The 14,069-nt window shown below is 78.0% G+C and carries 5 protein-coding genes; all 5 read right to left on the bottom strand.

The annotated features are described in order from the left end of the window. Positions 1–97: 97 nt before the first annotated feature. Positions 98–3,394, bottom strand: a complete 3,297-nt coding sequence (locus tag ABWK59_RS02915) for a right-handed parallel beta-helix repeat-containing protein (RefSeq protein ID WP_354637688.1) — start codon at positions 3,392–3,394, stop codon at positions 98–100. Further along, complete coding sequence (locus ABWK59_RS02920; RefSeq protein ID WP_354637689.1) at positions 3,391–7,056, bottom strand: hypothetical protein; 3,666 nt, start codon at positions 7,054–7,056, stop codon at positions 3,391–3,393. The genes ABWK59_RS02915 and ABWK59_RS02920 overlap by 4 nt, the downstream gene beginning before the upstream one ends. Position 7,057: 1 nt before the next feature. Next, on the bottom strand, positions 7,058–8,419 hold the full coding sequence (gene eccB / locus ABWK59_RS02925; RefSeq protein ID WP_354637690.1) for a type VII secretion protein EccB: 1,362 nt from the start codon (positions 8,417–8,419) through the stop codon (positions 7,058–7,060). 10 nt (positions 8,420–8,429) lie between these two features. Continuing rightward, positions 8,430–9,827 (bottom strand): type VII secretion integral membrane protein EccD, encoded by a 1,398-nt coding sequence (eccD, locus tag ABWK59_RS02930; RefSeq protein WP_354637692.1) that lies wholly within the window; start codon positions 9,825–9,827, stop codon positions 8,430–8,432. Between the two features lie 118 nt (positions 9,828–9,945). Then, positions 9,946–13,938: a type VII secretion protein EccCa gene (eccCa, locus tag ABWK59_RS02935; protein WP_354637693.1), complete on the bottom strand. Its 3,993-nt coding sequence runs from the start codon at positions 13,936–13,938 to the stop codon at positions 9,946–9,948. Positions 13,939–14,069: the final 131 nt, after the last annotated feature.

Consider the following 14,069-nt stretch of genomic DNA (forward strand, 5'->3'; position numbering starts at 1 on the left):
TCGACTCTCCCGCATCCTTCGCAGGCGGACGTTCTACCGCGGACGGGTACTGCCCGAGCTGCCACCCCCGCTTGCCCGGACGGACCGTACCGAGGTCTCAGGCGTACCCCCAGGCCGCCGTCGCGGGCGCCTCGGCCGCCGCCGGGCCCAGGTCGGCGGGCCGGATGGTGCGGGAGGCCGCGACCTGGGCGAGCCGGTCGGCGTAGCGGTGGGCGCCGTGGGCACCGTCGGGCAGCGGGTGGTCGGCGAAGTGCTCGCCGAGGGCGCCGGGCAGTTGGGCGTCGACGGCGCGGCCCTGGCGGGCGAGGCGGCGCAGTACCAGGTCGGCGAGTTCCTCCGGCGCGTACGGTGCGAGCCGGAGGTACTCGGCGAAGCAGCCGGCCAGGGCGGGGCTCTCGCGCAGGACGTCGGCCAGGGGGGCGGGTTCGCCGGAGAGCACCAGGACGAGGTCGGTCTCCTGGGCGCGGGCGCGGACGGCCTCCAGGACGGCCCGGCGCTCGTCCTCGGGCCGCTCGGCGAGGGCGCGGTCGGCCTCCAGCAGGAGCACCCCGCCGGCGGCCTCCTCGAACAGGGCGGCGGCGTAGGTCTCGGCCTGGCCGTGCCAGCGGGAGGGGAAGGCGGAGAGCGGCACCTCGTGGACGGCTCCGGTGGCGGCCAGGTCCCGTTCGGCGAGGGCCCGCCCGTACAGCCGGGCGAGGGCGCGGCGGCCGCTGCCGGGCCGGCCCTCCAGGACCAGGTTGGCGGAGAGCGCGATCGGTTGGCCGCCGGACTTCAGCTGGACCAGCCCGTCCAGGCGGGCGGCCAGGGCCTCGCGGACGGGTTCCAGGCCGACCAGGGCGGCCAGGCGCCGGCCGCCGCGGTCGGCGCCGGTGCGGCCGGGTCCGGCGGGGTCGGCACCGGGGTGCTCGGGCGCGGGGAGGGCGGGGACGTCGGCGGCGGCGAGCCGGCTCAGGTCGGTGTCGCGGGCGCCGGGTTGCGCGGCGAGGCGGGAGGCCTGGTTGCTGACCATCGCCTCGAACACGCCGCGGGCCACCCGGCCGTTGCCGAACGTCCCGTCCTTGGGGATCAGGTCGAAGTACCGGGTCAGCGCCTCGTGGCCGCTGTCGTCCAGTTCGTAGTAGTGCCGGCCGCACATGTTGCGGGTGATGGTGACCAGTTCGGCGGGGGTGTAGTTCGGGAACTCGACGGTGCGGGAGAAGCGCGAGGCCATGCCCGGGTTGGAGGAGAGGAACTGCTCCATCTGCTCGGAGTAGCCGGCCACGATGACCACGAGTTCGTCGCGGTGGTCCTCCATCAGCTTCATCAGGGTCTCCACCGCCTCCTGGCCGAAGTCGGGGCCGCTGCCCTTGGCCTGATTGGTGAGGGTGTAGGCCTCGTCGACGAACAGGACGCCGCCGAGCGCCCGGGTGCAGACCTCGGTGGTCTTGATCGCGGTGCCGCCGATGATCTGGGCGACCAGGTCGGCCCGGGAGACCTCCACCAGGTGGCCCTTGCCGAGGATGCCGAGCTCGGCGAGGACGGCGCCGTACAGCCGGGCGACCGTGGTCTTCCCCGTGCCGGGCGGGCCGGCGAAGACCAGGTGACGGCTCATCGGCGGCATCGGCAGGCCCATCTCCTCCCGCCGCTGGGCCATGGTGTTGAGGTTGATCAGGCCGGTGACCTCCTGTTTGACGCTGTCCAGGCCGACCAGCGCCTCCAGTTCGGCGAGCGGCCCGGTGCCGGGGTGGGCGGCGGGGCCCGCGGCCGGCGGCGGATGGCCGGACTCCGAGCGGGCGCCCGGATCGCGCCGGGGCGCGGGATCGTGCCGGGTGCCCGGATCGGGCTCCGGCGCGGGGAGGCCGGCGGCGGGCGGCCCGCCGTCCTGGCGGGGGCGCATCCGGGCGGCCGGGACCGGACCGGCCGGCCCGCCGAACTCGCAGTCGAGGGTGCGGACGGGTTCGGCGGCCAGGCTGTGCAGCGGCAGGCCGCCGGTGCGGTCCGCCCGGCAGCCCTCCAGGTCGCCACGGGCGGCGGCGGCCAGGCTGAACCCGTGGTCCCGAGAGCCGTGCACCCGGCAGCGCAGCGCGGTCAGCGTGCCGCCGTCGAGCACCCGGACGCCGTCCTCGTGGGCGTCCACGACCTCGACGTCGGTGAGGGCGGCCTCGGCGTCCGGGCCGATCTCCACCCCGGCGCCGGTGAGCAGCGAGGAGGTCACCTCCAGCCGGGCGCCGCCGCCGGCCCGCAGCCCGGTGCCGCGGGTGGTCCGGACCCGCAGGTCGGTGAGGATGCCGCTGGCGCCCTCGCCGAGGTCGACGGCGTCGCCGCCCTCGGTCAGGTCCACGGTGGCGTCCTCCAGCCGCAGCCGGGCGCCGCCCAGGACGCGCAGGCCCGCGCGGTCGGTACGGACGGCGAGCCGCCGCAGGTCGGCCGAGGCGCCGCCGCTCACCAGCAGGGCGGCCTGCTCGGTGCCGGTCACGGTCAGCCCGTCGATGCGCGGCGCGCTCTCGCCGTCCAGCACCGCGCCGAGCGGGGTGTCGGCGACGGTGCAGTCCTCCAGGTGCGGCCGGGCGCCGCCGGTGACGTGCAGGCCGCACTGCCGGGCGCCGGTCAGCGTGCAGCCGCGCAGCCGGGGTTCCGCGCCGCCGGCGATGTGCACCGACTGCCCGGCCGAGCCGGTGAACGCGCAGTCGGTGAGGGTGCTGGGCCCGCCGCCGGTGAGGTACGCGTCCAGGGCCGCGCTGCCGGTCACGGTGACCCGCAGCAGGTCGGCCCGGCCGTCCTGCTCGACCACCAGGGCGGGTTTGGCGCTGTCGGCGACCGCGGTGTCCTCGACGGTGGCCCAGCCCTGCCCGTTGACGCACAGCGCGTTGCCGCCACTGCCGGTGAGGGTGGAGCCGCGGACGGTGAGGCGGCCCTGCTCGGCGACCACCAGGGCGGAGGAGCCGACCCGGACCACCTCGGTCCGCTCCACGGTGTTCCCGCCAGCCGAGGTGACCACGATCCCGGCGCCGGCCGGGTTCCGGATCCGACAGTCCCGGGCCACCAGGGTGCCGTCCAGCCGGGCCAGCACGGCCGTCCAGGCGGCGCCGGTGACGGTGCAGCCGTCGAAGGCCGCCTGGCCGCGGCGCAGGTCCACCACGGGGTACTGGTCGTCCGCGCCGGACAGCGCCAGCCCGCTGAACTGGACGGCCTCGCAGTCCACCGTCACCGTGCTGCCGTCGGCGGTGTGGATCTCGACGCTGCCCGGCGCGCCGTCGGCGGCCAGGGTGACCGGCCGGTCGAGCACCAGGTGCTCCTCGTACCGTCCGGGCGCCACGGACACCAGGGCGCCGTCGCCGGCCTGGCGCAGCGCCTCGCCGATGGTGCGGTGGGCGCCGGGGCGCTGCGGGGAGACCACGAGGATCTGGCGGTTCACGGTGAGGTTCCCTTTCCCGGCGCGGGGGTTCCCGGATGGGGGGTGTGCGCCGTGCGGATGAGTCCTGGAGGGTTGCCGAAGGAGCCGGCACAGGCGTCCGGCAGGGGCGGGGCGGCATCGGGCCGTCGCCACTCCTGGGCGGCCCGCGCGAGGCCGGCCAGGGCGAAGTCGTCGAGCTGCGCAGTGCCGGTGGCGGTGCCGGTGGCGGTGGCCGTGGCCGTGGCGTTGCCAGTGCCGGTGCCGGTGCCGGACTCATGGGCCGCGGGGGCGAGTTCGGACGGGGCGAGCTCGCGCAGCAGGACCGTCCGGGGCGTCTCACCCTCGGCCTCGGCAACCGCGAGCACCTTGAAGGCGGTGCCGGGGAGGAAGACCACCCGGTCGGGCAGCTCGGGCTCCAGCAGGGCGGTCCGGCGGGCCGTGACCGACCACACCAGGAAGTCCACCGTCCCGGGCAGGCCGGACCGGGCGGCGGTCAGCGCGGGCGCAAACCCCCACTCGGTGACCGTCCGCCGCCCCCGGTACCACTGCCACTGCGCCTCGGTGACCTCGGCCCGCAGGTGGGCGGCACCCCGGTGGGAGGGCAGCCGGCCCAGGCCCGCGTAGGCGCAACGGGCCAGCGGAACGTGCGCGCCGACCGTGCCGCCGCGGACGGCGGCGGCGATCCGGTCACCGCCCGCGGACAGCAGCAGCCGCACCGCGACCAGGTCGGTGAGGGTGTCCTCGGAGGGCCTGCGGGCGTCCCCCCGCAGGCCGGGCGCCACCGACAGCACCCGGGCGAGGGTGCCGGCGGCGCTGTCGTACTCCTGGCGGAGCGTCTGGCGCAGCCACCCGCGCTCCCGGTCGATCCCGCCGACGGGCGGTACCGCGCCGGCCGCGGGCTCCGGGACGGGCTGGACGCCGACCTCGGCGGTGGGCGGCGGCTCGGGGGTGGGCACGGTGGACACGGGAGCGGCGGCCGGGCGTTCCGTCCGCGGGCTCGGGTCGACGGGAGGTGCGACCCGGTCCGGCGGGGTGGACCGGGGTGCGAACGCGGGGAGTTCGGGCAGCGGACCGGACTCCAGTCGGATCGGCGGCGGCGGCCCGGCCGGTACGGCGGGAGCCGGTACGGCCGGGGGCGCGGCGGTCGGCGCTGCCTCGGCGGGTGCCGCGGCCGCCGACGGGTCGCCCACCGTGGGTGACGCCGTCGCCGTCGCCGCCGGAGCCTCCACGGCTGCCGGCGTGGCCCCGCTGTCCCGGCCCGGGGCCGCCGTCGACTCCTTCGCCACGAGCGCGTTCACGAAGGGCATCCGCTCCCCCGCCGTACCGCTCCCGGGCGCCGCCGACACCCTCTGCGGAGTCCCCGTCGCCGTACGGATGCCGACCGCAGGTGCCTGACCGGCCGTCGGGTCGCCCGTTCCACCACGCGACGCCGTGGCCGCGGGAACGGCCGGCTCCGCCACGGCCGGGCCGGAGGACCGGTCTGCCGTGTCGGCGCCCACCAGGCGGGCGGGAGCAGCCGGCGGCGCGGCCTTGGGCGCGGTGGCGGGCTTCGGCGGTACACCGACCGGGCGGACCGTCCGGACGGGCTCGGCCGATGCCTTCGATCGAGCCTCCGGGGACGGGGACGAGGCCGGAAGCACGGCGGCGGGGTCGGCGTCCCAGGCCACGGCGTCCGGGGTTTCAGCGGTCCGAGGGGCTTCGGGGGAAAGATACTCGGACCGGACCTGCGCCGGTGCGGCGGGGACGGCAGACTCGTCCGGCGGGGCGGCGACGGCTTCCGCGCGGGTACGCCGCGCGGTGGCGGGTCGGGCGGGTCGGGCGGGCCTGGCCGGACCGAGCACCCCGGCGTCGGGGTCCGCCGCGCCCTCCGCCGCCGGGGTGCCGGCCGAGGTCGCCACCGAACCGAGCCGGTGCCGCACGGATCCTGCCTGTGCCGGCTCCTGAGGATCCGTCACCGCAGGGGCGGAGCCCTGGATCGATTCCCCGGGTCCGGGAGCCTCCGGGGCAGAGGTGGGCCAGGGGATGACCAGCCCGGTGGCGATGTCGACCGCGAAGGCGCTCGGTGTGCCGGCTCGCGCCGCCACGGCCGTGGTCGGCTGCGCCTCCGGCGGTGACGGGGGCCCGCTCGCCAGGCCCACGCCGGGCGCAGCCCGTAAGCCGCTCACGGGGGCCGGCGGCTGCGCCGTCCCGCCCGTCACCGGCCCGCCCGCCACCGGGCCGGCCGGCCCCACGGGCGCGACCAGGCCGGTGGCGATCTCCGCCGCGAACGCCCCACCGCTCACCCCACGACCCGCCGCCCCGGGAACACCGGCCACCGCCCCGGGAACGTGGACACCCCCGCGGACGGCCGCCGTGCGCCCGGTGGCGATGTCGGCCGACACGACCCGGGCGGCCTGCCGGGTGGCGGGGTCGAGCCGCCAGAGGGCGTCGAGGGCGAGCAGTTGCATCCGGTCGGCGGTGTGCCGGTCGCCGGCGTCGAAGACGATCTTCACGGTGCCGGGTTCGACCGGGAGGCCGCGGATGGGGGTGGCGTCGGGGAGGGCGGTGTCCGGGAGGTCGGCGGGCGGGCGCATCCACAGGCCGCTCTGGGTGACCTCCAGGACGGCGTCCGGGGCGTACCGGTAGACGCCGGGGCGGAGTTCGGGCAGGCCGTGGACGGGCTGGCGGGCGGTGACCACCACGGGGGCGGCCGCCCGGCCGCCGGCGGTGTCGCGCGGGACGTAGCCCAGCTCGCGGGCGAACAGCCGCCAGCCCAGGGTGCCGTCCTCGCCGACGGCGTGGACCTCCACCTCCTGGGTGCGGGTGCGGCCCGCGCCGGGCAGGCCGGGGTGGAGGGCGACGGACTGGCCGAGCAGGTCGGCGAGGGCCTGGCCGAGCGGGAGGTCGTCGGGGACGGCGACCGGGCCGTACCCGACGAAGCGGACGGCGGGCCGGTGGGCGGCCGGGACGGCGGTCCAGAACCGGACGATCTCCTCCAGGCCGAGGGCGGCGGCGCCCGGGTAGCCGAGCACCACCGCGAACCGGTCGGGCCGGCAGGGCACGAAGCCGGTGAGCCGCCGGCGGTGGTCCTGCCGGGGCCGGGGGTCCTCGTCGTGGGCGGGGCGCAGCCAGGCGCCGCCGGGCAGGGGTTCGCAGATGCCGAGCGGTCCGGTCTGCCAGCGGCGGTTGACGGCCGGGGACTCCCAGGCGGGCCGGGGGGCGCGGCGGGAGTCCCACTGGGCGGGGCCGCCGTGCGGGCGCAGCCGGATCCAGCCCTGCTCGGGGTCGCCGAGGGCGAAGAGGGAGCCGTCTGCGGTGCGGGCGAGTTCGCCGTCGGGGACGAGGACCTCGCGGCCGAGCCGGTCGGCCAGCCACTGCCCGACGGGGCGGGGTTCCTCGGGTGAGCCGGGGGCGGTCAGCAGGCGGATGCCGCCGGGGTGGCGGGCCAGGCTGCGGGCGAGCGGTTCCCAGGAGGTGAGGGGCTGGCGTTCGGGGACGTCGAGGACGACCAGGCGGTGGTCGGGGTCGTGGGCGAGGCTCTCGGCGAAGGTCCGGGCCTGCCAGGGCCCGCCGGCGGGGGTGTCGCCGGACCGGGCCGCGGCGGGGCGGGAGGTCTGCCGGGGGCGGACCAGGAGGGTGTGACGGGCGGTCAGGCACTCCAGCTCGGGTGCTGCGGACGGGGTGCGACCGAAGGGGTTTCGCATCTCACTGACCTCCAGTGCCGGTGGGGGCGGCCGAGGCCGCGGCGGGGACCGGAGCGCCCGCCGCGGCGGCGAGCAGGGGCCCGGTCGGCAGCGCGTCCAGCACGGCCGGCGGTACGGGCTGCGCGGTGGCCCGCCCGTAGCCGAGGGCTCCGGCGGCGGCGTCGTCGGCGAGCGGGTACTTCCGGCCCTGGTCGGTGATCAGGTAGCGCCGGGGCCGCCGGTCGCCGCCGGGGGGCTGGAGTTCGGTGGCGTAGACGCCGTGGCCGGGCGGGACCAGGACGGCGCGTCCGGAGGTGTCGGCGGTGTCGCGGAGCACCACGGTGGTGGCGGTGCTGCCGCCGGTGGCGCGCTGCCGGACGCACAGCCGGCCGCGGTCGCCCTGCCAGACGGGGGCGGCGGCCAGGTCGGGGATGCGGTCGAGCAGGCCGGTGTCGGCGGAGGAGGGGGCGGCGGCGATCTCGGCGGTGCCGAGTTCGGTGGCCTCGGGCCGGCCGGGGTCGGCCTGGAGCAGGGCGAACTCGGTGCGGGAGACGGGGGCGAGGCCGTCGGTCCGCAGGACGAAGTGCTGGCGCCCGTCGGCGGGCCCGGTCCGGTACAGCCGGCCGACCTCGGCAGGCCGGCCGGCGACCGGCGGCCCGGGCCGGCCGTTGCCGGGGATCTCGGCGGCGGCGAGCGGGGTGCCGGTGGGCAGGGCGGCGAGCCAGCCGGCGGGTGCCTTGACCGGGCTCTGGTTGCCGAGGCCGAGGGCGACCAGCGCGGCGCGGCCGGCGACGGGGTACTTGACGCTGTTCCACAGCACGTAGGCGGTGCCGTCGGGGCCGGTGAGCAGGACGCGGTGGCCGTCGTCGAGCGGGCTGCCGGGGCGGGGGGCGAGGTCGGCCTGGACGGTGTCCTCGGCGGCGGGGGTGAGGCAGAGGTTCCACGGGCCGGTGAGCAGGTCGGCGGGCCGGGGCAGGGTGTCGGGGGCGTCGGGGGTGCCGACGGGGGCGCCGTGCGGGACGCCGTCGAGCGAGTTGCGGGAGACCAGGCGGACCTTGGCGCCCGGTCCGGCGCCGAGCTGGGCGGAGGCGAGGTTCGCGGTGGGGCGCAGCACCCCGCCGATCAGCAGGTACCGGTTGCCGGTCTCCTTCTCGACGATGATGGTGCCGGGCCTGCGCCAGGCGGTGTCGCCGCCGGGGCTGATCAGGCCGTAGAGGGCGAAGCCGCCCACCAGCAGCAGGCCGGCGGCGAGTCCGGCGGCGGCGCCGAGGTCGGCGCGGCGCAGCGGGGCCTCGCCGGTGCCGGGGTCGCCGGTGGCGAGGGCGCTGGACAGCCGGTGGGTGGAGAAGCGGTAGGCGTGGACGTGGTCGCGTCGGCTCTGCATCGGTCCTCCCTCAGCCGGCCAGCGTGCGGACGTAGCCGTACACGTGGAGGAGTTGGAGCAGGAGCGGGACGAGCAGGACGGCGGTCCAGGTGTCCAGCAGGTCCCCGGCGTGGCCCCAGACCGGGCGGGGCGGCGGGCCGGGGCGGCGGCCGGCGGCGAGCAGCAGGGCGAGGGCGGCGGCGGTCAGCAGGAGGAGGACGGCGGCCCGCAGCAGGGGGTGGCCGTGGTCGGCCCGGGCGAGCAGGACCAGGGCGGGGGCGAGGGTGCCGGCGACGGCGGCGGGGACGCGCTGCCAGGGGCCGGGCAGGGTGCGAGCGCGGAGCAGGGCGGTGGCGCCGAGGGTGGTGGCGAGGGCGGGGCCGGCCCAGCCGGGTTCGCGGGCGAGCAGCAGGCAGGCGAGGGTGACCACGGTGCCGACGGCGACCGAGGCGGCGCCGAGGAGGGCGTCGGCGGTCCGGGTGCGGGCGGTGGTCCTGCCGGCCGGTTCGGGTTCGATGTCCTGTTGCAGTTCCTCGGCGCTGCGCGGCAGTTGGGGGACGCGCAGGCGGGCGGCGCGGAGCGCGAGGCGCAGTCCGGGGCTGGCCGCGAGCAGGGCGGCGACGGCGAGCAGGGCGGCGGCGCGGGTGGCGTCCAGGTCGAGGGCGGCGGCGAGCAGGGCTCCGAGGACGGCGGCGAGTCCGGTGGCGGCGGCGCTGCCGAGGACGCGGGTGGGCAGGCGGCGGCCGAGCAGCAGCGCGGCGGTGGCCGTGGTGGCGGCGGCGAGCCCGGCGAGGGCGAGGTCGCCGCGGCCGGGGGTGAGCACGGCTGCGCCGCCGTGCCGGGCGGTGGCGCCGGCGAGGGCGGCCAGCAGGATGCCGCCGAGGCCGGCGGTCAGGGCGGCGGCCCGGGGGTCGGGCCGCAGGCGGCTGGTGAGCACGCAGCCGGCGGTCAGGGCGACGGCGCCGACCGCGGAGTACCCGGCGGCGGCGCGACCCGGTTCGACGGCGGGGACGGCGGCGGCGAGCAGCCCGATGAGCGCGGCGCCGAGGCCGGTGAGCAGCCGTCGTGTCAGGTCGGGCCGCCAGCGCTCGGCCGGGGTGCCGATCACCTCGGCGACGCCCTCGGCGATGTCGTCGAAGTGGACCTCGGCGAGCGGGGAGGCGGCCGGGCGCAGGTGGAGGACGTCGCCGTCGCGCAGGTCGAGGGTCTCGGGGGTGCCGTCCGGGTCGAGGGGTGCCTCGCCGAGGCGTTGCAGCACCCAGCCGCCGCGGTGGGCCTCGGGTCCGGCGACGTGGCGGAGCAGCACCGGGAGCAGTCCGGCGAGGGTCACCGTGGCCGGTACGGCGAGGTCGGCCCGGCCGGTGGGGCCCGCGACGGTGAGCCGGCGGACGTCGTGCCCGGCGGCCGCGGTCGTGCTCGGGGTGGTCATGCTGCTCCTGGGATGCGAGGGGTGGCGTGCGGAAGCGGGGGTCACCTGCGACGAGGGACCCGCGCGGAGGGGTTCGGTGGAAACCGTGCGGGGCGCGGTGCGGGGCCGGGTGGCCCGGTCAGCGCGCGGCGGGCGCCGGGCCGGCGGCCCGGACGAGCCCGGTCTGGACGAGTCTGACGCCGCGTCGGGTGACCAGCTGGGCCCGGCCGCAGGGCAGGGTGCGGGGCTTGGCCTCGCCGAGGAACCTGCCCTCCTCGTTGGGGTAGGACAGCAGCAGCGCGGGGCTGCCCAGTTCCCACATGCGGCGCAGCAGCGGGTCCATCATGGCCCGGACGGCTCCGGAGGTGCTGCGGGCGACCACCAGGTGCAGGCCGATGTGGACGCCCTGGGCGAGGTACGGGACCAGGGCGGCGAGCGGGCCGCCGACGGCGGTGCCGGTGGTGAACAGGTCGTAGTCGTCGACGACGACGAACAGGTCGGGGCCCTCCCACCAGTCCCGCCGGTGGAGGTGTTCGGGGGTGATGTCGGGTCCGGGCAGCCGGCGGTGCATGGAGACGGCGGCGCTGTTGGCGAGGGCGGCCAGGGCGTCGGTCTCCACGGCGTAGCCGACCCGGTAGGGCTCGGGGACGGCCTCCAGCAGGGCCCGGCCGGGGTCGGCGAGCAGGATCTTCGCCTGGTCGGGGGTGTGGTGGCCGGTGATCGAGCGCAGGACCAGCCGCAGCGCGTTGGTCTTGCCGGTCTCGCCGTCGCCGAACACCGACAGGTGCGGGGTGTGGGCGAAGTCGTGCCAGACCGGCTGGAGCCGCTGCTCGTCCCAGCCGAGGCAGATCCGGGGGCCGGGCTGGGGGGCGGGCAGCAGGTCGGCGGGCAGTTCGGTGGGCAGCAGGCGGACGCCGGGAGCGGCCGGGCCGGTGCGGAAGGCGGCGATCTCGGCGACGGCGGCGCGGGTGGCCCCGGCGAGGTCGGCGGGGTCGGTGGAGCCGTCCAGCCGGGGCAGGGCGGAGCGGAAGTGGTGGCCGGAGCCGACCAGGCCGCGGCCGGGCTGCTGCGGGACGCCGGCGGCGGCGCGGCTGCCGACCTCGGACTCCAGGGGGTCGCCGAGGCGCAGTTCCATCCGGGTGCCGATGAGGTCGCGCAGCCGGGGCCTGATCTCCGACCAGCGAACCGCGGAGACCACCAGGTGGACGCCGAACGCCAGGCCCCGGGCGGCGAGTTCGGCGATGCGGTCGTCGAGTTCCTCGAAGTCCTGGCGGAGCGTGGCCAGGCCGTCCACGACCAGGAACACATCCCCGTACGGGGAGTCGACCGCGCCGCGGGCGCGCTGCTCGCGGTAGGCGGCCATGGACTCCAGGCCGCGGTCGGCGAAGAGCTGTTCGCGGACCTCCAGCAGCTGGGCGACCTCCTCGACGGTGCGCAGCACGCGGTCGCGGTCGAGCCGGCCGGCGATCGAGCCGACGTGCGGCAGGCCGCCGACGGAAGCCAGGCCGCCGCCGAGGTCGAGGCAGTAGAACTGCGCCTCGGCCGGGGTGTGGGTGAGGGCGAGGGCGAGCATCAGGGTGCGCAGCAGGGTGGACTTGCCGGTCTGCGGGCCGCCGACCACGGCGGCGTGGCCGTCGGCGCCGGACAGGTCGGCCTCCAGCAGGTCGCGCAGCTGCTCGGAGGGGCGGTCGACCACGCCGAGCGGGACGCGCAGGGCGCCGTGCCGGGCGGGTTCGGGGGCGGCCATGCCGCGGTCCGGGTCGGGCACGATGCCGGGCAGCAGCTGGTCCAGGCTGGGCGAGGAGTCGAGCGGGGGCAGCCAGACCTGGCGGGCCGGCGGGCCGGCGTCCACCAGGCGGTCGATCAGGACGTCCAGCAGGCTGGGGCCGTCCTCGGCCGGGCCGTCCGGCCGCTCCGGGGTGGCGGGCGCGGGGTCGGCGGCGAGGGCGGGCCCGGCGGGGGCCGGGTCGGCGGGCGGCAGCAGCCGGAACGGGACCACCTCGCCGGCCGCACGGGCGCTCTCCGCGCCGGGGTCGGCGGGGGCCGGGGCGGCGGGGCAGGGCCCGGAGACGTACGCGGCCTTGAAGCGCACCAGGTTGGTGGTGTCCACCCGCAGGTAGCCGTGGCCGGGGGCGGAGGGCAGCTCGTAGGCGCTGGAGGTGCCGATGACGCTGCGGGACTCCATGGAGGAGAAGGTGCGCAGCGCGATCCGGTAGGAGAGGTGGCCCTCGACCCGGTTGATCCGGCCCTCGTCCAGGCGCTGGGAGGCGAGCAGCAGGTGGATGCCGAGGCTGCGGCCGACCCGGCCGATCATGACGAACAGTTCGGCGAAGTCCGGTTTGGAGGCGAGCAGTTCGGAGAACTCGTCGACCACGATGAGCAGGCTGGGCAGCGGGGCGAGGCGGGCTCCGGCCAGACGGGCCCGCTCGTAGTCGAACAGCGAGGAGTGGCCGGCGTCGCGGAGGAGTTCCTGGCGGCGGATGACCTCGCCGGTGAGCGAGTCCTGCATCCGGTCGACCAGGGGCAGTTCGTCGGCCAGGTTGGTGATCACGGCGGAGGTGTGCGGGAGGCGGTCCATGCCGAGGAAGGTGGCGCCGCCCTTGAAGTCGACCAGGACCAGGTTGAGCACCTCGGAGGAGTGGGTGGCGGCCAGGCCGACCACCAGGGTGCGCAGCAGCTCGCTCTTGCCGGAGCCGGTGGCGCCGATCAGCAGGCCGTGCGGGCCCATACCGCCCTGGGCGGACTCCTTGAGGTCGAGCTCGACCACCTCGCCGTCCTCGGTGACGCCGATCGGGACGGTGAGCCGGGCCTGCTGGGCCTGGCGGCGGCGCCAGAGCGCGGCGACGTCCGCGGTGTGCGGGTCGCGGAGGCCGAGCAGGGTGGTGAGCTCGAAGTCGCTCTCCAGCGGCTTGTCGAGCAGGTCGACGGTGCCGCCGGTGCGCCGCGGGGCGAGGGTGCGGGCGAGCTGTTCGGCGCCGGCGGCGGTCAGCCCGTCCACGGTGGCGGTGGCGGTGGCGGCGCCGCGGGGGAAGGAGACCTGCCCGTCCTCGACGGTCAGCCGCAGCACCCGGGGTCCGCCGGGCAGGGCGCCGGTGGCGTCCAGCAGGACGGCGCAGCGGACGCCGTCGGCGAGCAGCCGGGAGGCGGGCGGCAGGGGCGCGCCGTCGGCGACGATCACGGTGAACGGTTCGGTGACGCCCGGGACGGCGGCCCGGTCGTGGTCGGGGCGGTCGGCGAACTCGGGGCCGAGCAGGTCGAGCAGCCCGTCGTGGTCGGCGGCGGCCAGGCGCAGCCGGCCGGTGGCGTCCTCCCGCTGCGGGTGGGCGGTGTGCGGCAGCCACTTGAGCCAGTCCCAGTCCTGCTGGGCGGCCGGGTCGGCGAGCAGGGCGATCCGCAGCTCGTCCGGGGAGTGCAGGGTGGCGAGCTGGCCGAGGACGGCGCGCAGCAGGCCGAGCACCCCGGGGCGGTCGCCGGTGAGCTCGACCCGGCTGAACTGCCGCAGGCCGACGGTGACCGGGATGCCGGGGACGGTGCGTACGGCGCGGGTGAAGCGCCGCAGTGAGACGGCGGCGAGCGGTTCGAGGTCCTCCACCGGCCGGGTGCGGGGCGGGGCGAACTCCAGGGCGGCCCGCCGGGTGCCGACGCCGATCCGTACCTGGGCGAAGTCCTCGTGGCCGGGGCGCCGTTCCCACAGCCGGGGGCCGAGCGCCAGGGTGGGCAGCTGTCCGGGACGGGGGTGGTCCCACTCGACGGCGGCCCGCTGCTCGGCGGCGGCGGTCCGGGCCTGGCGGCGCAGCTGGGCGAGGTAGCGCAGGTAGTCGCGGCGTTCGGCGCGGATCCGGCGCTTGCGCTCGCCGCCGGCCCGGCCGAGCTGGCCGAGCGTCATGCTGGCCATGGCGACGCCCATCATCCCGGACATCAGGTAGGTGCTCGGGGATCCGTCGGAGGTCGAGAACATCAGCACCATGGCGGTGGTGCCCAGGCCCATCGGCAGGTACAGCAGGACCGATCCGAGGTCGGCCGCGGCCGGCTCGCCGAGCACCGGGGGCTCGGCGAGCTCGACCCGGCCCGAGGGCAGGGGAGGTCCCTCGGCTCGCGGGGAGCGCCGCACGGTCGCGGGCTCCGGGGTCAACGCTCCGGTGGGTAGTGGCGCCATCACTCCGTGGAGGCTAGGCCCGCCGGGAGCGGCCGGACGGCCCCCGGGGCCGCCGCTGCCCGATCGCCCACCGGCCGCTGCCCGGCCGCCCGGCGGCCGGCCGGCGG

The sequence above is a fragment of the Kitasatospora sp. HUAS MG31 genome (assembly GCF_040571325.1).
Taxonomy (GTDB): Bacteria; Actinomycetota; Actinomycetes; order Streptomycetales; family Streptomycetaceae; genus Kitasatospora; species Kitasatospora camelliae.